This window comes from Flavobacterium sediminilitoris (assembly GCF_023008245.1).
Lineage (GTDB): Bacteria > Bacteroidota > Bacteroidia > Flavobacteriales > Flavobacteriaceae > Flavobacterium > Flavobacterium sediminilitoris.
This window is the reverse complement of record NZ_CP090145.1, coordinates 2974214-2996650: the sequence shown is the minus strand read 5'-3', so window position 1 is coordinate 2996650 and position 22437 is coordinate 2974214. Positions and strand designations below refer to the sequence as shown.

Annotated in this window: 27 protein-coding genes; 26 read left to right on the top strand and 1 reads right to left on the bottom strand. The window is 30.1% G+C overall.

Features of this window, described 5'->3' with window-relative positions; translation table 11 throughout:
- Nucleotides 1-23: 23 nt before the first annotated feature.
- From LXD69_RS13720 to LXD69_RS13660, 13 genes are all read left to right on the top strand, one after another.
- Nucleotides 24-776 (top strand): SDR family oxidoreductase, encoded by a 753-nt coding sequence (locus tag LXD69_RS13720; RefSeq protein WP_246915821.1) that lies wholly within the window; start codon nt 24-26, stop codon nt 774-776.
- Nucleotides 773-1480: a 2OG-Fe(II) oxygenase gene (locus LXD69_RS13715; protein ID WP_045967134.1), complete on the top strand. Its 708-nt coding sequence runs from the start codon at nt 773-775 to the stop codon at nt 1478-1480. Before LXD69_RS13720 ends, LXD69_RS13715 begins: the two co-directional genes overlap by 4 nt.
- Before the next feature lie 2 nt (nt 1481-1482).
- A complete protein-coding gene (locus tag LXD69_RS13710; protein WP_045967132.1) occupies nt 1483-1728 on the top strand; it encodes an Ada metal-binding domain-containing protein in 246 nt (81 codons plus the stop codon).
- Nucleotides 1715-2332, top strand: coding sequence for an alpha-ketoglutarate-dependent dioxygenase AlkB family protein (locus LXD69_RS13705; RefSeq protein WP_045967130.1), 618 nt, complete (start codon nt 1715-1717; stop codon nt 2330-2332). Before LXD69_RS13710 ends, LXD69_RS13705 begins: the two co-directional genes overlap by 14 nt.
- Before the next feature lie 228 nt (nt 2333-2560).
- Nucleotides 2561-3787 (top strand): hypothetical protein, encoded by a 1227-nt coding sequence (locus LXD69_RS13700; protein WP_246915820.1) that lies wholly within the window; start codon nt 2561-2563, stop codon nt 3785-3787.
- A gap of 10 nt (nt 3788-3797) precedes the next feature.
- Entirely contained in the window at nt 3798-4577 is a 780-nt protein-coding gene (locus LXD69_RS13695) for an alpha-ketoglutarate-dependent dioxygenase AlkB (RefSeq protein ID WP_246915819.1), read from the top strand.
- Between the two features lie 420 nt (nt 4578-4997).
- Complete coding sequence (locus LXD69_RS13690) at nt 4998-5483, top strand: hypothetical protein (protein ID WP_246915818.1); 486 nt, start codon at nt 4998-5000, stop codon at nt 5481-5483.
- Between the two features lie 96 nt (nt 5484-5579).
- Entirely contained in the window at nt 5580-6068 is a 489-nt protein-coding gene (locus LXD69_RS13685) for a DUF7000 family protein (RefSeq protein WP_246915817.1), read from the top strand.
- Nucleotides 6069-6660: 592 nt separating this feature from the next.
- Nucleotides 6661-7233, top strand: coding sequence for a Crp/Fnr family transcriptional regulator (locus LXD69_RS13680; RefSeq protein ID WP_246915816.1), 573 nt, complete (start codon nt 6661-6663; stop codon nt 7231-7233).
- A gap of 59 nt (nt 7234-7292) precedes the next feature.
- Nucleotides 7293-7892: an alcohol dehydrogenase catalytic domain-containing protein gene (locus tag LXD69_RS13675; protein WP_246915815.1), complete on the top strand. Its 600-nt coding sequence runs from the start codon at nt 7293-7295 to the stop codon at nt 7890-7892.
- Nucleotides 7789-8259: a zinc-binding dehydrogenase gene (locus LXD69_RS13670; protein WP_317236321.1), complete on the top strand. Its 471-nt coding sequence runs from the start codon at nt 7789-7791 to the stop codon at nt 8257-8259. The genes LXD69_RS13675 and LXD69_RS13670 overlap by 104 nt, the downstream gene beginning before the upstream one ends.
- 480 nt (nt 8260-8739) lie before the next feature.
- Nucleotides 8740-9126, top strand: a complete 387-nt coding sequence (locus LXD69_RS13665) for a hypothetical protein (RefSeq protein WP_246915814.1) — start codon at nt 8740-8742, stop codon at nt 9124-9126.
- 85 nt (nt 9127-9211) lie between these two features.
- Entirely contained in the window at nt 9212-10102 is an 891-nt protein-coding gene (locus LXD69_RS13660; protein WP_246915813.1) for an HAEPLYID family protein, read from the top strand.
- Between the two features lie 233 nt (nt 10103-10335).
- On the opposite strand, the gene yaaA is transcribed toward LXD69_RS13660, so the two are convergent.
- Nucleotides 10336-11094, bottom strand: a complete 759-nt coding sequence (yaaA, locus tag LXD69_RS13655; protein WP_045967122.1) for a peroxide stress protein YaaA — start codon at nt 11092-11094, stop codon at nt 10336-10338.
- Between the two features lie 180 nt (nt 11095-11274).
- Between yaaA and LXD69_RS13650 the strand changes: the two genes are divergently transcribed.
- The 13 genes from LXD69_RS13650 (at nt 11275) to LXD69_RS13590 (ending at nt 22382) form a co-directional block, all read left to right on the top strand.
- A complete protein-coding gene (locus tag LXD69_RS13650) occupies nt 11275-11844 on the top strand; it encodes a hypothetical protein (protein WP_246915812.1) in 570 nt (189 codons plus the stop codon).
- Nucleotides 11845-11856: 12 nt separating this feature from the next.
- Nucleotides 11857-12303 (top strand): GNAT family N-acetyltransferase, encoded by a 447-nt coding sequence (locus LXD69_RS13645; protein ID WP_246915811.1) that lies wholly within the window; start codon nt 11857-11859, stop codon nt 12301-12303.
- A gap of 148 nt (nt 12304-12451) precedes the next feature.
- A complete protein-coding gene (locus LXD69_RS13640; RefSeq protein ID WP_045967118.1) occupies nt 12452-13186 on the top strand; it encodes a hypothetical protein in 735 nt (244 codons plus the stop codon).
- Nucleotides 13187-13252: 66 nt separating this feature from the next.
- Entirely contained in the window at nt 13253-14272 is a 1020-nt protein-coding gene (locus tag LXD69_RS13635) for a sensor histidine kinase (RefSeq protein ID WP_246915810.1), read from the top strand.
- A gap of 3 nt (nt 14273-14275) precedes the next feature.
- Nucleotides 14276-15028, top strand: coding sequence for a LytR/AlgR family response regulator transcription factor (locus LXD69_RS13630; protein ID WP_246915809.1), 753 nt, complete (start codon nt 14276-14278; stop codon nt 15026-15028).
- A 60-nt stretch (nt 15029-15088) separates the two neighbouring features.
- Nucleotides 15089-15670 carry a Crp/Fnr family transcriptional regulator gene (locus LXD69_RS13625; RefSeq protein ID WP_045967463.1) on the top strand — a complete coding sequence of 194 codons (582 nt, stop codon included), beginning with the start codon at nt 15089-15091 and terminating at the stop codon, nt 15668-15670.
- A gap of 688 nt (nt 15671-16358) precedes the next feature.
- Nucleotides 16359-16952, top strand: coding sequence for a Crp/Fnr family transcriptional regulator (locus LXD69_RS13620; RefSeq protein WP_045967114.1), 594 nt, complete (start codon nt 16359-16361; stop codon nt 16950-16952).
- Between the two features lie 78 nt (nt 16953-17030).
- Nucleotides 17031-17213, top strand: coding sequence for a hypothetical protein (locus LXD69_RS13615; RefSeq protein ID WP_246915808.1), 183 nt, complete (start codon nt 17031-17033; stop codon nt 17211-17213).
- Between the two features lie 13 nt (nt 17214-17226).
- On the top strand, nt 17227-17646 hold the full coding sequence (locus LXD69_RS13610; RefSeq protein ID WP_045967113.1) for a MoaF-related domain-containing protein: 420 nt from the start codon (nt 17227-17229) through the stop codon (nt 17644-17646).
- A gap of 407 nt (nt 17647-18053) precedes the next feature.
- Nucleotides 18054-19055: an L-tyrosine/L-tryptophan isonitrile synthase family protein gene (locus LXD69_RS13605; RefSeq protein WP_246915807.1), complete on the top strand. Its 1002-nt coding sequence runs from the start codon at nt 18054-18056 to the stop codon at nt 19053-19055.
- Nucleotides 19056-19068: 13 nt separating this feature from the next.
- On the top strand, nt 19069-19905 hold the full coding sequence (locus LXD69_RS13600; RefSeq protein ID WP_246915806.1) for a TauD/TfdA dioxygenase family protein: 837 nt from the start codon (nt 19069-19071) through the stop codon (nt 19903-19905).
- Nucleotides 19902-21377 (top strand): FAD-binding protein, encoded by a 1476-nt coding sequence (locus LXD69_RS13595; RefSeq protein WP_246915805.1) that lies wholly within the window; start codon nt 19902-19904, stop codon nt 21375-21377. Before LXD69_RS13600 ends, LXD69_RS13595 begins: the two co-directional genes overlap by 4 nt.
- A 186-nt stretch (nt 21378-21563) precedes the next feature.
- Entirely contained in the window at nt 21564-22382 is an 819-nt protein-coding gene (locus tag LXD69_RS13590; protein WP_246915804.1) for a nuclear transport factor 2 family protein, read from the top strand.
- Nucleotides 22383-22437: the final 55 nt, after the last annotated feature.

The following is a 22437-nucleotide window of genomic DNA, read 5'->3' as shown; positions in this document are numbered from 1 at the left end:
CAGAATTTTAAAACAAAAAAATAATGCAAAGATTTAAAGACAAATTCGCACTGATAACAGGCGGAACAAACGGAATGGGATTTGCCACAGCCCAACAATTCATCAACGAAGGTGGTAAAGTAATCATTACAGGACGAAGTGCCGAAACCGTAAACAAAGCCGTAGAACAATTAAGAACAAATGCATTTGGCATCGTTTCAAACGCAGGTAATATGAAAGACATATTGCTTTTGCAGGAACAAGTAAAACAGTATACGGAAAACATTGATTTGCTTTTTGCCAATGCTGGTTATGGAAAGTTTGCTCCTGTTGAGTTTGCAGATGAAGTCCATTTTGACGAGTTGTTCAATTTGTTGGTAAAAGGAACATTTTTTACCGTTCAGCAAATCTTGCCTTTAATGAAAAACGGAAGTGCTGTTGTATTCAATACTTCATTTGTTACAGAATTTGGAACACCAAATTTTTCTGTTTATTCAGCAGCAAAATCAGCAGTGCAGTCATTCATCAAAACTTTTGCTTCAGAGTTCACGGAAAAAGGTATCCGTGTAAACGGCATTAGTCCTGGACACATCAAAACCAACATCTTTAATAATACAGGCTTGAATGCTGAACAAATTGCAGGTGCTTTGCAAGGAATTGTTCCAACGATACCTTTTAAAAGATTAGGCGAACCTACCGAAATCGCTAACGCAGTATTGTTCCTTGCATCGCAGGAAGCCAGTTACATTCACGGCACAGAATTAACAGTGGACGCAGGAATTTCAGTAATAAGATGATAAAGCAAAAGTTACAGGAAGCAGATTGGCAAAACATAACTGAAACAATGCACACAAACGGTTATGCCATTCTTCCCAATCTGTTGTCAGACCAACAATGCGATGCATTGAAAGCAGAATATAACAACCCAAACACTTACAGAAAAACGGTAGTAATGGAACGCTACCGTTTTGGTTTAGGCGAATACAAGTATTTCAACTATCCGTTGCCCGAAATTATTCAGCAAATCAGAACAAACATTTATCCGCAACTTGCACCCATTGCAAATACGTGGTTTAGGGCGTTAAATATTGACAAGCAATTTCCATTGGAACACGCAGAATTATTACAACAATGCCACCAAAACGAACAACAAAAAGCAACTGTTTTGATTTTGAAATACGGCAAAGGCGGTTTCAATACATTACATCAGGATTTATATGGAGATATTTATTTTCCCATTCAAACAGTTTTGTTTTTAAACGAACCCGATCAAGATTTTACAGGTGGCGAATTTGTATTGACACAGCAAATTCCAAGAGCACAATCCAAAGCCATAGTTCTAAAACCGAGAAAAGGCGATATGCTGATTTTTACGACCAATTTCAAACCCGAAAAAGGAACGAAAGGTTATTATCGGGTAAATATGAAACACGGTGTAAGCGAAGTAAAATCGGGCGAGCGTTTTACTTTGGGAATTATTTTTCACGATGCTTTAAGTTAATAATGATAAGGCACAGCGAAATATCCGATAGCGATTTGCAAAGTAAAATCAAACAACAGAAAATTGGTTTAGGGGGTAATATTAAACTAAAAATTTACGGTTTACTCAACTGCAAATCTGGCAAACGAATGAAAAGAGAAAACAGAGTTTTCTTTATGACAGAGAAAGAAGCTATTGAAAACGACTTTCGACCTTGCGGACATTGTATGAAAACAGAATACAAAAAATGGAAGAATGGACTTATTTAACCCAACTATAGACAAAACAAAAAATTGGTTACCACAAGACGGAACTGTCAATTATCACGGACAAATTTTAGAAAAAGAGCAAGCAGATTTCTATCTTAAAAAACTATTGGAAACTATCGAATGGCGCAATGATGAAGCTATTATTTTCGGAAAGAAAATCATTACCAAACGAAAAGTTGCTTGGTATGGCGACAAGCCTTTTAAATACACTTATTCCAATACTTCAAAATACGCTTTGCCTTGGACAAAAGAACTGTTAGAATTAAAAATATTAATTGAAAAAGAAACAAGCGAAACTTTTAACTCATGTTTGCTTAATCTATATCACAATGGAAATGAAGGAATGGCTTGGCACAGCGATAGTGAAACCGATTTAAAGAAAGATGGAGCAATCGGTTCATTGAGTTTCGGAGCAGAACGAAAATTTGCTTTTAAACACAAACAAGTCAAAGAAAAAGTAGAAATTATGCTACAACACGGAAGTTTATTAGTAATGAAAAACACCACGCAAACAAATTGGTTGCATAGACTTCCACCCACCAAAAAAGTAACAAAACTGAGAGTAAACTTAACATTCAGAACGATTGAAGAAAAAGAACTGTAGCTAACATCGTATATGAGCAAAAGCAGGTTGTGCTAAATTGAAGTTTCGGTTTTCTATATCGTAAAAATCATTTTTTATTTACTTTGAAAAATGTAAATTAGCAAATAAAAAATTCGGTTTTGCTTAGATCAGTGCAAATTTGAAAGTTTCCGCTTCTTTTTCCGTTCCTGACACATGTACACAGACCGTTACTCACAATTAAACAAAACCTTGTAGAATCTAAACATAATGAATAAATTTGACTTTGAAAATAGCATATCTAAAAACAAAAATTACTTAATTGACTTATCAAAAGAGAACGATGATTCAGACGATTTAAAATATCTAGTAAATAATTTTTGTGGTATAGTTGTAAAAAAACTTTCAGAAATTCCAAAGATTCAAAACCAAGTAAGACTTTACGCAATTGGAGATACTAAACATTTAAAAAATGAAACAAAATCAATTTTTATAGTCAGAGATTTATCTTCAAATTATGAAGATTTAACAACTAAAAATTTTTCAATAATTGGACTTGGACAAGTGCCAATAAATATACATGATGCAGGAGTTTATTATAGACGGTTTTTCGATAATGATGATTTTTTTGAAAAAATAGAATCAGAACACGAGTTTCAAAATTTAACAGAGTCAAACAAAGAATCAATGGCTTTGAGAAAAGGAATTTATTTAAGTCAAATTACAAAACAAATAAAAGGAGAAAATGAATCTCTAAATTTTCATCTATTAAGGTGTTCAAGTAACTTAACAGGTCCAACAGATAATTTCAGAAAAACTGATAACCTAATTATTGACTCTCTAAATGAAGCCATAAAATTTGATTTTGAGAAAAAAACAGAATTGAATCATGTGCTTGCACAAATTTATTTAAACAAAAAAAATGACTTAAATTCAAAAGAAGTCAAAGCAAAAATTAGTGCTCATTCAGATAAAACTAAAGATATGGCAAAAGAAGGTCTTATAACGTTTTGTACTTTTTATGATAAAATAAATTTTGATCAATTGTCACCTTCAAAAACAGATAAGTTTGATTGGGTTTACAAAAAATCGAGTGGATTAACCAGACTTTTCTTTAAGCTAAAAAAAACAGTCAAAGATGAATCTTTAGTTAAGGAATTTAGTGTAACCTTATACCCAAATTCTGTTTTTTCAATACCACTTTCTACGAATAGACTTTACACGCATGAAATAAAACCTTCTGTATTAAATATCGATAAAACTCCTATAAGAATGGGCTATGTAATCCGTTGTTCAAACTTAGAGGCAGTATATGAAAATAATAAAACCTACATAAAGGAAAATGGGAATTTAATTCCATTAGAACTCATGAATAATGAGAACATGGAGGATTTAAGAGATTCTTATTATAAAGAAAATAAAACTGAAAAAAATATAGATTATGGTATAGTTCACTTCAGTATGAATTCTGGAGATTATCAAAAACCCATATATTAAACGATTACAGATGAATCAAAATGAATTTAAAAAAATAACATTACCATTTGAACATAATCTCTTCAATGAATTATCCACACAAATCAATTTTGAAAATGTTGGAAAAGGTAGGATTGGAAATCATTTAGTTAAGGCAAGTGATAAAGGTATTCCTATTGTTAGAACAACGACTCAATATAACATTCCATCTCATGAATTCTCTGATTTGCATAGTAAAATAATAAAAAGTATTAATAGTAATTTTGTGTATTTTCCTGAAATTAAGTTTAACAATGCTTTAATTGAAATCTATGACAACTCATACTCTAAAATGAAATACCATTCTGACCAATGTCTCGATTTAGTAGATGATTCTTATATCGGATTATTCTCATGCTATGAAAAACCTAGCAAGTTAGAGAAACCACATATTAGAATATTAAAAATACAGAATAAGACCACAAATGAAGAATTTGATATTTCTTTAACGCATAATTCATTTGTACTATTTTCAGTAAAAGCTAATACAAACTTTTCACATAAAATCATCTTAGATTCAACACTAAATCAGAAAGAAAAACAAACTGATAATAGATGGTTAGGTATAACTTTTAGAGAATCTAAAACCTTTATTAAATTTAAAAATAAAATGCCATACCTTTCATGTGGAAGTTTACTTGAATTAGCTGACGAAAATCAAAAGAAAGAGTTTTTTATGTTAAGAAGTCAAGAAAACAGAAGCATTAATTTTACTTATCCTCAAATTAATTTCACAATTAGTAAGGCTGACACATTAATGCCTATTCGTTAAAATGATATTTGCATTTGATACATAAGAAATAAAACTATTACAGTTAATTTTTTCATTTAAGTTGCAAACTTTACGTTTAATTTTTCCGAACTTTATCAATAAACGTAACACTGAATATCGAGCGAACGCAGAAAGTAAATCGATACGTTAAAATCAGCACATAGAAAATTGAAATACTGAACTCCGTACGAGCTTTGAAAATTGATTGCAGAATTACTTTTCCGTACCGAATTCAGGCAACTGACTTAAAAAAGCAACAAGCCTTAACAGCTCCTACACTCAATAACTTGGTCAATTTTCGCCTGGAAAAATCTTCCGATTTCCCAAAGTTTGTCTATATTTGTAATGGCTCAATTTTCAGTTAACACCACTAAAGTATAATTGCAAAATGTTGGCATCAAGCTAAAAACAGAACTTCGAATGGACATAAAAACGAATTGGGATAAAATCAGAAAGCATTTTAATAAAAGTTTCAGTTCAAACTTTTATATTTCAATCGCTTCGGTCGATTCAGAAAATAATCCCACCATAACGCCAATCGGATCATTATTCCTTAATGACAACCAAACTGGATTTTACTTTGAGAAATTTCCGTCAAAATTACCAGAACACGCAAAGATAAACCCAAAAGTATGCCTACTCGGAGTGAATAGTGGACTGATTTTTTGGATTAAGTCGTTATTTAAAGAAAAGTTTACGGACTTTCCTGCAATTAAACTCTATGGAGAGCTCGGAGAAAAAAGAATGGCAACCGAAAAGGAAATTGCACGACTAAACCGCAGAATGAAAATTACCAACGGACTTAAAGGAAACACATACTTATGGAAAAAAATGGAGTTTGTTCGTGAAATAAAGTTCACCAAAGCCGAAAAAATAAACCTTGGAAAAATGACGGCAGAATTATGAAAAAAAACAGCTACGAACAATATATAACCGTAATTATACTAGACATTCTGATTAAGCTAACAAAATCGTGCACTTAAAAATTTTATAAAAATAGAAATGGAAAATTTAAACAAATATATTTCAATTTATAAAGAACAATTAAAAAAAGGAGACATATTAATTGCATATAACGAGTTAGTAAAGTTTGTTATGAAATTAAGAACGGATTTTATTAAAAGTCTTTCTGACCACTATTCATTTACTGGAATTCTTCACGGATATTTAGACTTTACATATTTCTACTATTCAAACGATTTTTTAAAAAGTAAAAAACTAAAATTCGGACTTATTCTAAATCATATGGAAATGAGATTCGAGGTATGGTTACTTGGAAATACAAAACCAATTCAACAAAAATATTGGGAGTTATCAAAAAACACAAAGTGGAATAAAGACAAAACTGAAATGCCTAAATATTCAATTCTTGAGAGCATTATTGTAAAAAATCCTGATTTTGACAATTTAGACAAACTAATCGAACAAATAGAAACCCAAATGATGAAGGCTTCGGACGAAATATTGGACTATTTGAAAACATTGAATTAACTAAAATGAAAACAAAAGACTATACACAACAAAGGTTATAAATAGCATGAGTTTCAGCAAAAAAGTGAAAGTTCATACTTGTTACATCGCTATCACTTGCATATTAATAGAATAAAACTAACCAATATAAAAATGGATCACTTGAGTTCGAGCGAAAACAGAAGTTTCGGCTTCTTTATCCCACACTACGCTTATATGAGAGACCGTTGTGGAAATGCTCCCGAACTTAAGCAGATAACTGCAATTTGAAAATACGTTTGAAAACTTTACGCTAACTTTTTCTAAACTTTGTCGATAATCGAAAAGGAAAATTCCAAATAAACATTGAAAATTGATTATGGAATTACTTTCCACATAAATTTTGAAATTACTTTGCGTTAAATTCGCATCGAATTCACGTAGCAATTTAAAAAAGCAACAAGCCTTAACAGCTCCTACACTCAATAGTTTGGCCGATTTTCGCCTGGAAAAATCTTCCGATTTCCCAAAGTTTGTCTATATTTGTAATGGCTCAATTTTCAGTTAACACCACAGGAATATAGTGGCAACACGTTGAGAGGTATTCGAAGAGGGCGATTAACAAGAATAAAATATGGAAGAACTTAAAAAAATAATAACAGATACACATAAAGTATCTATTACTGCTCTTAATGACTTTGTTGCTCAATTTGAGATTGTTTCGTTCTCTAAAAACTCTATTTTATCCATACCCGAAAAGAAAGATAAATATTTATATTTTACCATATCAGGTGTTCAAAAAGCCTATTATTTTGTTGATAAAAGACAATGCATTATTTCTTTTACTCAAGCTAATCATTTTACGTGTGCTCCAGAATCTTTTCTAACACAAAAACCGTCGAAGTACTATTTTGAATGCATTACGGACAGTAAATTCTATAGAATATCATATGATAACTTTATTAATCAAACCACTAAACATAAAGATATCCAAGATTTTTTAATTGAAGCACTAATGGGATTAGTAAACAATATAACAGATAGGTTTATTAAGCAGTCAACTTATTCTATTGAGGAAAAATATAAAGATTTCATGCGATATAATGCACACCTTATTAATTCTATACCTCATAAAGACATTGCTAATTTTTTAGGTATGAATCCAACAAATTTTTCAAAACTATTTAATAATGTGGTAATCGAATAGTTGGTATATACCAATAATTACATTAAAACTTGAATCTATATTTGCAAAAAATATAGATAATGAAACAAGTTTTATACAGTAATTACGGGAACAGTAGTGTCTTAAAAATCGAAGAAACAGAAAAACCTAGTATAAGAAAGAAAAATTCGTTACTAATTAGAATATGTTACTCTTCTTTAAATGCAATAGATTGGAAAAATCGCAAAGGTGACTTTAGATTAGTTTCAGGTTTAATAAAACCAAGAACAAAACAAGGGTTTGATGTTGTTGGCATTATTGAAGAGAAATCAAATGATATTAAAAATTTAAATATTGGAGATAAAGTTGTCAGATTGTTAGGTAATTTTGAAGGAGGTTCTCTTTGTGAATATATTGTTGTAAAAGCAGATAGTGTAGTTAAAATCCCTAATAACATTCCTATTAATCAGGTAGCTGGATTACCAATGGCTGGAACAACTGCATGGTTAGCACTATTAAAATTAAGCGGTCTGAAAAAGAATGATAGGGTTTTAATCAATGGTGGAAGCAGTGGAGTTGGTCATATAGCCATACCAGATAGCAAAAGCATATGGCGCAAAAGTTACAAGTATATCAAGTACCAAAAATCTAGATTTCTGCAAACAGCTAGGTGCGGATTTTACTATAAGCTATCAAAATGAAGATTTTCTAAAAACGACGTCGACTTTCGATATTATTTTTGATGTTGTATTTAATACCTCTTATAAAAAAACAAAGCATCTTTTAGCTCCGAATGGGATATATATTGGGACAACTCCAACAGGAACAATGATAAAGGAATTATTAAGATATAAACGAGCAAAATTTGTATCAGTGCACCCAAACCAAGAAGCACTTAAAGACCTTTTGAGGTTAATGAAAGAAAACATTCTTAAAGTAGAAATTGACAAAGAATTCATGCTTAATGATATTGTAAATGCTCATGATTATATTGAAGCATCAAAAACAGTAGGAAAAGTAATTATAAAGATAGAAGAAGAACAACCAAATAACATGGTATATAATTAATTGGCGACATAGTTGTCTACTAAATAAATAAAATAAAACTCATTTAAATCACTTTAAATGAGTTTTATTTTTTGAGGTTAGCACAGTTTTATAAAAATAGTATCGCTTAAAAAAGCCATTTTTAACTTATACAATTGTGGTTTTAGAAAAAGGTGTACTTTTTTCCCATTAGTAAATGTTTATTAGCTTGTTTAATCAGTCTCACTACTTGGATACTTGCGTTTGGTTATACACATTTTCAACACTGTTTTGAACAAACTTAAAAACACCTGTTCTACTAATAAAGAGTTGATATTGTTTAAATCATGTCCAACAAATTAAACGAAACAAATAATTGTGGAGTAAAATTCTTCTTTCCTTACATGAATAAATTTACAAAAAAATACGCTTTTCAATATTTTCCTTTTTGTTATATTTGTGAAGTTCGCAACCTCTCCAAGTGGAAAAACGTTAGCAAACATATAAAACACCAAAAGGAAATTGATAGACAAAATCCGAAATAGTACATTTTATCGTTTAATTTGGGGCTTATTGGCTTTGCATTTACTCAATGTTAGCATTGACAATCCCGACCCAAATCCAAACCACATTCCGGAAGATTTAACCTATAACGAACAAGAAAGCATTGTAGAATTTGTAATTGAAAAATTGCTCGGCTTTGAAAATGCCATTGCCGAATATGACGACCCCGATACTGAAGAACACAGCAAGAAAAAGACAATAAGCATAGATTGGGTTGTTCTTAATCCTGTATTCAAACACGATTTAAACACTTTATATCAAGCAACCCAAAAAATATTACCACATTACAAAGAACCTGCTTCCCAAGCATTCTGTAAAATATTCAGTCCTCCACCCGAAGTTTGATTTGCCTTTAAAGTAAAAGTTAATCGTCTATTCTGTAAAAGAAACTCAGACGACATTTTTCATTTATAAAAACCAAATCAAGAAAATGAATATCAAAAAAATCTTGATGCCTTTACTATTTTTGGCATCATCAACTTGCGTTTTGGCCCAAATAACCAACGCTACAAAAGACAGCCTTTACATTGAAGAAGTAGAATTGCACCACGAACTGCCAAAAGTGCTACACGCAGAACCTTTATACATTGACCTAATACGAGACCTTGGAGCGAGAAAGGGCGAAAAAGAATGGAATCTCGGTTTTGGTATGACCGACAAACTAAAATTTGATGAATACGAAGCGCTTGTAGAGTACGAATGGGCACCGATAAACCGACTCGGGTTTGAAGTAGAATTGCCATTTACCTTTCATTCGGACATAAACGGAACGCCAAAAGATTCCATGCCATCCAACAAACTGAACAGCATAAAATTGGCAACCCAATGGTCGTTTTTTGTCAATGAAAAAATAGCCACTTCAATGGCAATCGGTTACATCAACGAGTTTGAACTTTCCGACTTTAGGAATTTTGGAAAACCATTCATAAAAGGAAATGTTTATAACCCCTTTTTGGTCGTTGCCAAACGATGGGGCAACAATTTTCACTCGTTAATTTATACCGGTCCAATGATTGAACAAAATTTTAAAACCAATCATTTTCACACCACTTACGATATCAACACCAGTTTTCATTATATGATAACAGGAACGAGAAATTTTGTAGGAATTGAACTTAACAAGACCATAGACAAAAAAGATTTTGATATGACTATACGACCGCAAATGCGACTTGAAATTACTAACCAAACAATGCTTGGAATTGTAACGGGAATACCTATTGCAAGGGAAAACCAACGTTTCAGTGCATTTATAAGACTCATTTGGGAACCACTCCACAGACCAAATAAAATATCGGTAACTATTGAGCAACCCATCTAAAAACTAATTTTTTAAAATAAACCTTTTTTAAATCACGTTAAAAGAGGTTTGTTTTTTGAGGTTAGCACAATTTTATAAAAATAGTATCGCTTAAAAAAGTTATTTTTAACTTATACAATTGCGCTTTTAGAAAAAGTATACTTTTCTTTGTTCTACAGTTAAAAAATATGCTATTAAAAAAGAAAAACTACAATAATAAAAATCATCATTTATAATTGTAGTTTTTATAATTTCTATCTTGTAAAAACTAAAGTATTTCCTTTACTCAAATTTCCATCAAAAGCATAGCCTTCATAATTGAATTTTTTCAAATCTTCAATTGTTTCTGCATTAGTATCAATAATATAACGCACCATTAAACCTCTAGCTTTCTTAGCGAAAAAACTAATCATTTTTAGTTTTCCATCTTTATAATCTTTAAATTCTGGAGTAATAACAGGTACTTTTAAAGCTTTTGTATCAACCGCACTAAAATATTCATTACTGGCTAAATTTAAAAACAATTCATCTTTTGAAAGTTCTTTATTCAAAGCATCTGTAATTGTTTTTTTCCAAAATTCATACAAATTTTTCTTTGCACCTATTGCTAGTGATGTACCCATTTCTAAACGATAAGGTTGCATTAAATCTAATGGTTTTAAAACACCATACAAACCTGATAGAATGCGTAATCTATCTTGTAAAATATCTAATTTATCTGTTGGAATAGTATAAGCATCTAAGCCCGTATAAACATCTCCATTAAAAGCATAAACAGCAGGTCGAGCGTTTTCTGGAGTAAATGGAGTTTGCCAATCTTGATTGCGTTGCCAATTCAAATCGGCTAATTTTTCAGAAATAGACATTAAATCCATTAACTGCTTTGGTTTTTTCTTTTTTAAGGTTTTATGAATGGTCTCTGATTTAGATAAAAAATCAGATTGTGTAAATACTTTTGTTGGTAATTTTGATTCAAAATCTAATGATTTTGCTGGAGATATAACTATTTTCATATTCTTAACTTTCTATTTTTCAAAAGTACGAAAAACAATATCTTTTGGTTTGTAATTTGTATCAAAAAAAATTATAACTGCATATAGTATCTAAATCATATTTTGTCAGAAAAGAGTTATTTTTGTAAAAAAAATTACTAATAAATCCAATTCTTATATAAATTTTAAGTATCTATTAAAATGTATAAATTTTTAGCATTCTTATTAATTATCATTATTTCTCCATTTTTAGGAGGACTATATGGTATTATTCATGATCAAATTACTTATACAATTTCAGAAGAATACTATACAAAATTTAAATTCATTCAATTCGGATTAGAAAATTGGGGATTAGGAGAAAACATTGGAACAATTGAAAATCCAGAAATAAAACTAAGAAACCCTAGATTTGGAGCAACTATTGTAGGAACACTTGCAACATGGTGGGTTGGTTTAATAATTGGTTCTTTTTTAGGAATTATCGGGTTGTTTATCCATAAAAATGGAAAACAAATGATACAAACAACATTCATTGCTATTTTTATCAATACTGGAATTGCATTATTTGTAGGTTTCATAGGGTTACTCTATGGTAAAATATTCCTTATAAATAATATTCCTTCCCATTGGTTCTTTCCAAAAAATCTTCTTGATACAAATAGCTTCATTATGGTTAGCTCTATGCATAATTTCAGTTATATAGGTGGTTTTATCGGATTAATTATAGCAATAATCTATAGTATTAAACAATATTATAAATTAAAATAAATTTAAAAAGCAATGTTTAAAATTGATACAATACAAAAATCGGAGTATTTAAATGTTATTGCTGTTTGGGAAGCATCAGTAAGAGCAACTCATCATTTTTTAAAAGAAGAAGATATTCAATATTTTAAACCGCTCATTTTAAACAATTATTTAGATGCCGTAGAATTGAGAAGTGCAAGAAACGAACAAAATGAAATTATTGGTTTTCTTGGCGTAGCAGAACAAAATTTAGAAATGTTATTTATTCATCCTAATGTAAGAGGAATTGGAATTGGCAAAAAACTATTGCATTATGCTATAAATGAACTAAAAATAACCAATGTAGATGTGAATGAGCAAAACGAGCAAGCTGTTGGATTTTACAAACATTTTGGTTTTGAAATTATTAATCGTTCAGAATTAGATTTTTCAGGAAAGCCCTTTCCTATTTTATATATGAAATTGAAAAAGCAAACCTAATACTCTTTTAAAAACAATAATAAAAAAGCTTCAAATTACTTTTCCCCTATTTCATTTCATTTTTACCTCAGTTCATCTCTTTTTGATTTTAAAATTAAAGCTGCTCCTGTAGATTTGCCTTATAATTATCAATTTAAAAACAAAAAAAATGAGAACAACAGCATCAAAAGTAAAAGCACTTACAGCCTATTCAACACTAATGACAATTATTATGGCGTCACTATTTCTTTTTTCATTTCATAAAATGAAAAAAATAGAAAGTTTTGAAGAAATTAATGTGAAACGAATTAACATTCTAGAGAATGATGGAACTATTAGAATGGTAATTAGTAATAGAGAAAAACAACATTCAGGGAGAATGAATGGAAAAGATACAGAAAAAAGAGAAAGACCATCAGGAATGATATTTTTTAATGATGAAGGAGATGAATGTGGTGGTTTAATATACCAATCTAAAAAAACAGAAGAAGGAATTATAGCTGGAATGTCTATATCTATGGATCAATATGAAAATGATCAGGTAGTACAATTATCAAATCAAGAATTTGTTAAAGAAGGCAAAATACAATCGCAAAGAGGTTTACAAATTAATAATTACCCAGAAGAAAGTACTTATAGCAAAAGTAATGAATTAATAACTGAAGCTGAAAAGATTGAAGATGTTAAATTAAGAAAACAAAAGATGAATGAAATTCATAAAAAATATGGCAGTAAGCAACTTGTTTTCCTTGGTAAAACAAGAGGAAATTCGCAAGGATTATTTATAGCAAATTCAGATGGCCAATTAAAAATGATGATTTATGTTGATGATAAAGGTGAACCAAAATTTCAGACTATAAACGATAAAGGTGAAACAAAAGATTTTTTAATAGTAGAAAAATAATTTAAAAGATAAAAAAGTGTAGTTATTCGCTGCACTTTTTTATCTTTCAACCAATATATTTGCAAAATGAAGCAAGCAAAGATTATTTCACTTCTTAAAAATAGTATTGTCGTTTTAGTTATTATAATTATATTAAGTACTATTCAGACCTATACACTCCATCAAACTAAAAAATTTGGTAGTGTTGATTTTTATGACATTGATGGTCATATATTTAGTATAATTATTTCTATAATTTCCTTTCTAAGTACTTATTTATCTTGGAAAATTATTTCAAAAATATACACTCAAAGAATTATAAAAATTGGAATGACATTTTTATTAGCCTTATTTATCTTTTCTATAATGGTTAGTGTTTATTACGTTCTTTATAGATATTTAATTTACAATTTCAGTACAAGTATTAATATGATAATTGGCAATATAGTATTTGGAATAACAATGAATCACTTATATATTAGTGGATATACTATTGCTTATCTTCATTTTTCAAATTCTAAAAAACTAGCGGTTAATATTGAGCATTTAGAAAAAGAAAAGGAAGTTTTTAAATCAAAAATGTTACAAAAAAATTTAGAACCACATTTCTTATTTAATAACCTAAGTATATTATCTAGTTTAATCAAAAAGAAACCTGACGAAGTGGAAACTTTTATTGACAATTTTTCAGATGTATATCGCTACTATTTAAAGCATAATCAAAAAGAAATAGTAACATTGAGCGAAGAAATAAAGTTTATAAAATCATACATATTATTAATTCAGAAACGATTTAATAATGCTTACACTATACATATTAAAATAGAAAACGAATTAGGCTATATCTTACCTTGCTCTTTACAATTGTGTATTGAAAATGCAATAAAACATAATTACGGAAATGAAAATAATCCCTTAGAAGTATATTTAGAGCGAATTGAAGACACAATTATCATAAAAAACAAACTAAAACCAATAGAAACAAATACAAGTTCTTACATAGGCAATCAATATTTAAAAGATCAATATAAATTATTATTCAATTGCACTTTAGAATTTGAAAAGACAGAAACAGAATATTTCGTTAGAATTCCTATTATAAAATAAATTATGAAAGTTATAATCATTGAAGATGAAGATCTAAATGCTGAAATAATAAGTAATCATCTTCAAAAATTTGATAGCTCAATAGAGATTGTTGCCCATTTAAAAAGCAAAGAAGAAATAAAAAAATGGTACAATGAAAACGATCAGGTAGATCTTGTTTTTTCAGATATAGAACTACTTGATGGAAATGTGTTTTCTGTATTAAAAAATGATCTTATCAAATGTCCTATTATTTTCACAACAGCTTATGACACTTTCTATCAAGATGCATTTGATGTAAATGGAATTGGCTACCTATTAAAACCTATAAGCTATAGCCGATTTGAAATTGCAATGCAAAAACTTAAAACGTTACAAGGAAAAGAAAAAAATATAAACTGGGAAAAAATCGCCAATACTCTACTTAAAACAAACAAAGTATATAAAGAACGAATTATAGTTAAAAATAACAACGAAATAACTATTCTAAATGCTAATACTATTTCAGCATTTTTATCTGATTCAGGAAAATGTGTTGCTATTGATGAAAATGGAAAAGAGCATATATTTAGAGAAAAAATAAGTGATTTAGTTGATGAATTAAATCCTAATACTTTTTTTCAAATAAATAGAGGAGAAATAATAAACATCAATTACATTGAAAAAATAGAAACGTATTTCAATGATAGATTACTTATAAAAATAAAAAACTATAAAAATAAAGTAACAACCAGTACTTCAATTACGCCCGAATTTAAAAGATGGTTAGATAAATAATTGCTAAATTCTATTAAATTTGTAACAAAACAATATTCTCTTCTTATCCATTTATATTTGATGAAAGATCTACTTAAGCAAAACATCCTTAGTAACGTAAACTTTTCAGAAAATGAAATAGAGCAATTTTGCAACCTCTTTAAAGCAAAGAAAATAAAAAAGAAAAAATTTCTATTACAAAAAGGAGAAATTTGCAAGTTTGAAGGCTTTGTAAACAAAGGATTGTTTCACATTTACCATATTAACAAAAAAGGAGGAAAACAAGTACTCTATTTTGCAATTGAAAACTGGTGGGTTACAGACATTGATAGCTTTACAAACCAAAGTCCCTCTAACCTATTCATTGAAGCACTTGAAGACAGCGAAATACTCTTAATAGCAAAAAAAGATAAGGAATTTGCCTATGAAAATTTGCCGCAAGTAGAAAAATTGTTCCGGATAATGACACAAAAAACACATGTAGCACTACAAAGAAGAATGATAGATAACCTTAGTAAAACAGCTGATCAACGTTATCTCGATTTCATAACAAAATACCCCGACCTTCAATTACGACTCAGTAATCTGCAAATTGCTGCTTATTTAGGTATTAGCCACGAATTTTTAAGTAAAATTCGTAGAAAAATTACAAATAGTAAATAAGTTTATATTTATTGAACTAGTTCAATGTTTTTTACAATTATACATCGGAGATTTGTATTACAAACAAGTTCAAATATGAAAAACACATTTAAAACACTATCAATTCACATTATTTCAATAAGCTACAACAGTAATAATAATGTCTCAAATTTCTTAAAAACAAAATCCAAATCGAAATTTAAATCGAAATCCTAAAAGGTTTATTTCAAGAAGTGATACTTCTAAAAATTAAATAGATACGGGAATAATAAGCTAATAACATTAGCCTATTACGGATAGTATAGCATCATTATACAAGTAAACGTTACAATACAAAAAAAATTAGAGTAACATAAAAATTCATAATAACGCACTACTCTAGTTTGTTATTGGAACCCAACAACTTCCAAACTTCCAAATTTGTAACATCAAAATGGAAACTAATCAAAAATCAGGATCAATACCACAATATTGTTCCTATAAAACTATAGGTAATGATCTCAAAAAAACTATCAAAATAACCAAAAATTAAAGGAAAAAGGAAAAAAAGGAGTTCAAATAAACACTTGAACTCTTCATAAATTACCATATATAAACGATTACAATTCTGAAAATTATATCCAACAAAACGTTACAGAAGAATACTAAAAAACAAAGTCTTTTTTACAATTTCAATCGAATAAACTCACAGTATTAGCTTATAATTTTTATGACAAACCAACTTAAACAAAACATTCAAAAACATATAAACCTTTCCGATACTGAAATGGATCAATTCTGTAATTTATTTAAAATTAAGAAAATCAAGAAGAAAAAATTTTTATTACAAAAAGGAGAAATTTGCAAATTTGAAGGATTTGTAAACAAAGGGCTCTTTCAGGTTTACCACATCGACAAAAAAGGAGTAAAACAAGTACTCCATTTTGCTATAGAAGATTGGTGGATAACCGATATTGATAGTTTTACAAATCAAAAACCCTCTGGTTTATTTATTGAAGCACTAGAAGATAGCGAAATATTAATAATATCTAATGCAGACAAAGAATTTGCCTATGAAAACCTACCACAAGTAGAAAAATTGTTCCGAATAATGACCCAAAAATCGCATGTAGCATTACTAAGAAGAATGATAGACAATCTTAGCAAAACAGCAGATCAACGCTATATTGATTTTATAGAAAAATACCCTGAACTTCACAGACGACTCACCAATGTTCAAGTTGCAGCTTATCTTGGTATCAGTCATGAGTTTTTAAGCAAAATTCGCAGAAAAATCACAAAATGTCAAAAAAACAAACTGTAAAAATGATTTATTGAACTTGTTCAATGCATATAACATCAATAAACCTCAACTTTGCATTCATTAAAAAATAGAATAAAGATGAAGAACATTTTTAAACTACTATCAATCGCCATTTTGTTAACATGTAGTATAAGCTGTAATAATGACGATGATTCTTTAGTAAAAGAAAAGCAATCTCAATCCTCAGTAGCAATTGCAAGAGCTTTCTATCAAGAAGTCATTATAAGTAAAAACATTGAATACAAACAATCCATTTCCTAATTAAATTCAAACCATGAAAAAAATAATAGCACAAATAAGCCTCCTAACACTTTTTATTGCTTGCGAAAAAAAAGAAGGAGAAATTCTACCAACCACCACCACTAATGATTATAGCATTATAGGAAAAAAAGCAATCATTACCTATCCAGAATTAAAAGCAGAAGTTTTTTACATTTCAGATAGTACACTACACTGGAAAACAACAGATAGTGCAGGAAATATAGCCGAAGGAGACGAAAAAGTAAATTACAACCTGTTAAATCAAAATCAATTTTTTATTAATTGGATTGAAATAGATGGAACAACAATAAGTCAAGTAGTTGACACCAAAAGTAAAAAAGTAATCACTTATTTAAGCTATACAGACGAAGAAAGCCCAAGAGGGAAAAGGACAGGAATACCTATTGAAGGTAGTTTCGAATTCAATAATTAAACCACTAGTAACAACAATAAATATCATTAGACTTCTGAATATTCTCAGAAGTCTTTTTTAGTATTACTCCCTCCTATTTTAAAAAAATCAAACCCAAACTCCCTTTTCAATAAGGACAAACTATCAATGTTTTTTAAAACAAAATACCCTAAAAAAGGTAGTAAAACAATCCTTTTTATTGAACTAGTTCAATGTTTTTTACACACATAAAAACAAACTTTGTACTTCAAACAAACAAAAAATTAAGCAAAGTTAAATTCTAAAAATTACAAAAATTTTAAAAAAGTCAACTTTTTGAAGGGATAATTATTGCCATTTTTTAAAAAAAGAAAAAACAATACACAACAAATCCACAAAAAGAAAACGCCCTATAATTAGAATTCACTTAAACTATCAAACAAATTATTATGGAAAAAATCAAAAAGGAAACAGCCGTTAGTACCAATGAAGCAACCCATCTTGCCAAATCAGTTTTAAGTAGAGTTATGCAATTTCGAAGAATGATTGAAGAATGTCAAGATAATTGCACAACAGAATGTCCAAAATGTCATGCCCCACATAAAAACAAAGTGGCTACAGCAATAATGCAAAACAAAAAAATAAGATTTGTATTACCTGGGTTTCCAGGAAAATCTCCCAACCTAGCCAAAGTTTTAGGATATCTTCCAGACATGGCAGAAAAACAAGCATTACAATTTTTAAATGACCTATGCTCACAAATACAAGAAATTTACGAACCTGGAGCAGAAGTAATTATATGTTCAGACGGAAGGGTTTTTAGTGATATTGTGGGCATTTCAGAAGAACATTTAACCGCATATCAAATCGAAATTGACCGCCTCATAGATGAATTAAAGTTAACAGCACTTTCAACATTCAACCTCGATGATATAAAAAAAATACATGATTTTGATCAAGCACGTACAGAATTACTAAAAAACTACGGTCAAGATCTTAATCTTTTAAAAGATAAAATAAAAAGAGGAGGAAAAGATGCAATAGATCCAGATGATATAGAAGCCAACCGAATGTATTGTGGTCTTACTCGTTTTTTAGTTGAAGATCAAATGTTCCCTGGGCAAACACGATCTAAAAGTGCAATACAAAAAGAGTGTAAAGAAAAAGCCTACTTAGCCATTATACGAAGTAATGCTTGGACTGACTTAATTGCAGAAAAGTTTCCCGATGCTATTCGTTTATCAATCCACCCACAAGCCTGTGGTGCCAAAAAAATTGGAATACAACTTTTAGGAATAGAAACTTGGACAACACCTTGGCACGCAGTAGCAGTAAACACAAACAAAGGATTCATACTAATGAAACACAGCGAAGTAAAAAAATTAAATTCAAAATTAGTACTTGACGAATATGGACGTTCTAGTCACTATGAGCTTATTTCACAAAACTAAAAAACAACAAAACATGAACTTTAAAACAACAAAATTAAATCCGTTCGGTCTATTGATCGAACCGATTAATGAAAAAACAAATATTCTCGATTTAGACATTAAAGAACTAAGAGAGATCCTATCCAATGAGCATTTAGTTGCTTTGAGAGGCTTTACAAGCTTTGCTAGCGCAGAAGAGTTTTCAGAATATTGCGAGAAATTTGGAGAAATTTGCCTTTGGCCTTTTGGAAAAGTCTTAGAACTTGTAGAAAAAGAAAATCCAGAAGATCATATTTTCGACAATAGCTATATTCCACTACATTGGGACGGCATGTATCGCAAACAAATTTGTGAAACACAAGTATTTCATTGCGTAAACGCACCAGGAGAGAATAATGGCGGTGGAACCACATTTACCAACACCAAAAAAATTTTAGAAAACGCATCGGCAACCGAGAAAGAATATTGGGGTAAAATAACCTGTGAATATTCTCGAAAAATGGAGTTCTATGATAGTAAAACAATAGCTCCAATCATTGATAAACACTATGAAAAAGAATATTCAGTAATACGCTTTTGTGAACCACCAAACAGTAACGATACTTCTTTCGTAAATCACCCAGGCTTTGAAGTAAAAGGCATACCAGAAGATGAAGTGGCAAATTTTATTCAAAACCTTAACCAAACCCTTTATTCACCACAATACCTATACACTCACCAATGGGAAACAGGAGATATTGTGTTTTCAGACAATAGTACATTATTACACGGAAGAGAACCTTTTACCAAAGGAGCACCAAGACATCTTAGACGCATACAACTACTTGGAACACCTCCACTAAACAATCCCCATCTAATATATACAAAATGAGAACAATAGAAACAGATATTTTCATAGTAGGTGCTGGACCAGTAGGACTAGCTTGTGCCTATTTAGCAGCGCTTTCAGGCTTAAAAACTACCATAATAGATAAATCGGAAGGACCATTAGAAGTAGGAAGAGCAGACGCACTCAATGCAAGAACATTGCAACTACTAGAAATTGTTGATTTATTTAAAGAACTATACCCACAGGGATTACCCTGCAACACCAGTTCAATTTGGGAAAAGGGAAAATTTGTCTCTCGTCAATCGAATTGGTGGGACGAACTTGAAGGTTGTTTCCACAAACATTTTTTAATGTTAGGACAAGCATTTATTGAAAAACTATTAGATGAAAAACTAAAAGCAATTAATGCTCCTGTAATCAGACAAACAAAAATAGAAACTATTCAAGTGACAGAAAAAGGATGTGAATGTACCCTTTCTAATGGAGATATTGTAAAATCAAACTATCTAATTGGAGCCGATGGGTCGCACTCCTTTGTTAGAAACCATTTCAACATACCGTTTGAAATTTCACGTCCACAAATTATATGGGCTGTAATCGATGCTGTTTTTGAAACCGATTTTACAAAAGTTCCAGAAATTATTGTTTTTCAATCGGAAACTTCAGACGTTGCTTGGATTCCTAGAGAAGGAAAAATAGACCGATTCTACATTAGAATGGATAGAAAAGATTTTGCTATAGAAGATGCAATGGAAAGAATAAATATTGCAATGGCACCACACACCATAAAAATTAAAGAACTCGTTTGGTTTTCACATTTCTCAGTAAAAGAATCTGTAGTCGAAAACTATATTATTCAAGACCGAGTAATTCTTGCAGGAGACGCCTGTCATATTCACTCAGTAAACGGAGGACAAGGTCTTAATACTGGTTTAGCAGATGCATTCAACCTAATTTGGAAAATCAGCATGATAGAAAATCATGGAGTCGACAGCAGCCTACTCCAATCCTATGAAAATGAAAGAAAACCAGTAGCACTAAGTGTAATAAAAAGTTCTGGAGAACTTGTTCGTTCAACAAAATATTCAGAAGATGGCACACACGCTAAAGATTATGTCAAAATTGTAGAAAAAAGAGCAGGAAATATTACAGGTATGGGAATTCGCTACAGTGAAAGTGGATTAGCGGGTTCAAGAGTCTATGACATCGATGTAAACCATGGAAACAAACAATATCGTCTCTATACGCTTTTAAACTATACAAAGTTCACCCTACTCTGTTTTGGTAATAAAAAAATAGAAATAGAATTGCCCAGTTTTGTAGAATTAATACAAATTCAATCCAACAATTCAGCCAACGAACTTTGGACAGCAAGTGATTATTATAAAAATCAAATCATTTTAGTAAGACCCGATTCCTATATTGAAGCAGCGGGAACTTTAAATGAAATTGATGATTTAATAAATCATTTTCTCCATAAATACACTAAAAATGAAAATTCAATGCTCGTTTAATTAAAAAACAAAACAGTCCAAAAAGTAAATATTATACGAGTTGTGATTTGAATTTACTGTAAAAGAAAATGATGATTTTTTTCTTGATATGAAATCACCATTAACAATAAGTTTGTTGCAAACGCATAATATCCGTTTTCTCTTGTAAAGCTTTACATAAAAAGCAACCAATAAATAAAACAAAGAATGACAAATAAAAGAAAAGCAAAAGCATATTATACCGCAGTGAACGCCTACGATGAGGCAACTATTGAGTATATGATACATGAAAACTATATTCAACACAATCTAAAAGTTCCAACTGGCAGAGCCGCATTTGTTGCCATGCTACCCAAACTAAAAGAGCATGGCAGTAAAATAGAAAATATTCGTATGCTAGAAGATGGTTCTCACATAATAATGCATCACAAATGGAAAAACGCAACTCCACTGGGTTGCAACGAAGCAGTGGCTTTTCATATCATCCGTTTCGATACCTTTGGAATCATTACAGAACATTGGAATGTAATGACAGAAACAACACCACTAAACCCATCTAAAAGATCTTTGTTTGACGGTGAAACGAAAATAAAAGATAAAGAAAAAACAGCAGCCAATAAATCAACTATAACAGCCCTATTTAATCAGCTCATTAGCAAAAACATAAACAAAACAATAACAAGCATACCTCAATATTTTAAAGCCAATTTTCAACAACATCATCCACAACTAGTAGATGGAATTCCTAGTTTGATAAAAGCCATCCAAGACGGTGTTTTCTTCCCACACTATAAAGAACAACATGCTGTTTTTGGAGAAGGAAACTTTGTCCTTTCTATTAGCGAAGGAATATATGCTGGAAAAGAATCGGCTTTATATGATCTTTTTCAAATGGAAAACGGACAAATTGCTGCACATTGGAACATTTATCAAGAAATTCCAACCCAAGACCTAGCCAACAATAATACCATGTTTAATTTTCAAAAAACAACAAAGAAAAGTACACAAAAACCAACCGTAGTTTAGAACATTTTTCTATAATAAAAGTACAAACAACAAGTATATAATTAATAAAAGAAAA

What these genes read in the sequence shown, in the direction of transcription:
- LXD69_RS13720 (WP_246915821.1), top strand. Translation starts at nt 24, where the DNA reads ATGCAAAGATTTAAAGACAAATTCGCACTGATAACAGGCGGAACAAAC.
- LXD69_RS13715 (WP_045967134.1), top strand. Translation starts at nt 773, where the DNA reads ATGATAAAGCAAAAGTTACAGGAAGCAGATTGGCAAAACATAACTGAA.
- LXD69_RS13710 (WP_045967132.1), top strand. Translation starts at nt 1,483, where the DNA reads ATGATAAGGCACAGCGAAATATCCGATAGCGATTTGCAAAGTAAAATC.
- LXD69_RS13705 (WP_045967130.1), top strand. Translation starts at nt 1,715, where the DNA reads ATGGACTTATTTAACCCAACTATAGACAAAACAAAAAATTGGTTACCA.
- LXD69_RS13700 (WP_246915820.1), top strand. Translation starts at nt 2,561, where the DNA reads ATGAATAAATTTGACTTTGAAAATAGCATATCTAAAAACAAAAATTAC.
- LXD69_RS13695 (WP_246915819.1), top strand. Translation starts at nt 3,798, where the DNA reads ATGAATCAAAATGAATTTAAAAAAATAACATTACCATTTGAACATAAT.
- LXD69_RS13690 (WP_246915818.1), top strand. Translation starts at nt 4,998, where the DNA reads ATGGACATAAAAACGAATTGGGATAAAATCAGAAAGCATTTTAATAAA.
- LXD69_RS13685 (WP_246915817.1), top strand. Translation starts at nt 5,580, where the DNA reads ATGGAAAATTTAAACAAATATATTTCAATTTATAAAGAACAATTAAAA.
- LXD69_RS13680 (WP_246915816.1), top strand. Translation starts at nt 6,661, where the DNA reads ATGGAAGAACTTAAAAAAATAATAACAGATACACATAAAGTATCTATT.
- LXD69_RS13675 (WP_246915815.1), top strand. Translation starts at nt 7,293, where the DNA reads ATGAAACAAGTTTTATACAGTAATTACGGGAACAGTAGTGTCTTAAAA.
- LXD69_RS13660 (WP_246915813.1), top strand. Translation starts at nt 9,212, where the DNA reads ATGAATATCAAAAAAATCTTGATGCCTTTACTATTTTTGGCATCATCA.
- yaaA (WP_045967122.1), bottom strand. Translation starts at nt 11,094, where the DNA reads ATGAAAATAGTTATATCTCCAGCAAAATCATTAGATTTTGAATCAAAA.
- LXD69_RS13650 (WP_246915812.1), top strand. Translation starts at nt 11,275, where the DNA reads ATGTATAAATTTTTAGCATTCTTATTAATTATCATTATTTCTCCATTT.
- LXD69_RS13645 (WP_246915811.1), top strand. Translation starts at nt 11,857, where the DNA reads ATGTTTAAAATTGATACAATACAAAAATCGGAGTATTTAAATGTTATT.
- LXD69_RS13640 (WP_045967118.1), top strand. Translation starts at nt 12,452, where the DNA reads ATGAGAACAACAGCATCAAAAGTAAAAGCACTTACAGCCTATTCAACA.
- LXD69_RS13635 (WP_246915810.1), top strand. Translation starts at nt 13,253, where the DNA reads ATGAAGCAAGCAAAGATTATTTCACTTCTTAAAAATAGTATTGTCGTT.
- LXD69_RS13630 (WP_246915809.1), top strand. Translation starts at nt 14,276, where the DNA reads ATGAAAGTTATAATCATTGAAGATGAAGATCTAAATGCTGAAATAATA.
- LXD69_RS13625 (WP_045967463.1), top strand. Translation starts at nt 15,089, where the DNA reads ATGAAAGATCTACTTAAGCAAAACATCCTTAGTAACGTAAACTTTTCA.
- LXD69_RS13620 (WP_045967114.1), top strand. Translation starts at nt 16,359, where the DNA reads ATGACAAACCAACTTAAACAAAACATTCAAAAACATATAAACCTTTCC.
- LXD69_RS13615 (WP_246915808.1), top strand. Translation starts at nt 17,031, where the DNA reads ATGAAGAACATTTTTAAACTACTATCAATCGCCATTTTGTTAACATGT.
- LXD69_RS13610 (WP_045967113.1), top strand. Translation starts at nt 17,227, where the DNA reads ATGAAAAAAATAATAGCACAAATAAGCCTCCTAACACTTTTTATTGCT.
- LXD69_RS13605 (WP_246915807.1), top strand. Translation starts at nt 18,054, where the DNA reads ATGGAAAAAATCAAAAAGGAAACAGCCGTTAGTACCAATGAAGCAACC.
- LXD69_RS13600 (WP_246915806.1), top strand. Translation starts at nt 19,069, where the DNA reads ATGAACTTTAAAACAACAAAATTAAATCCGTTCGGTCTATTGATCGAA.
- LXD69_RS13595 (WP_246915805.1), top strand. Translation starts at nt 19,902, where the DNA reads ATGAGAACAATAGAAACAGATATTTTCATAGTAGGTGCTGGACCAGTA.
- LXD69_RS13590 (WP_246915804.1), top strand. Translation starts at nt 21,564, where the DNA reads ATGACAAATAAAAGAAAAGCAAAAGCATATTATACCGCAGTGAACGCC.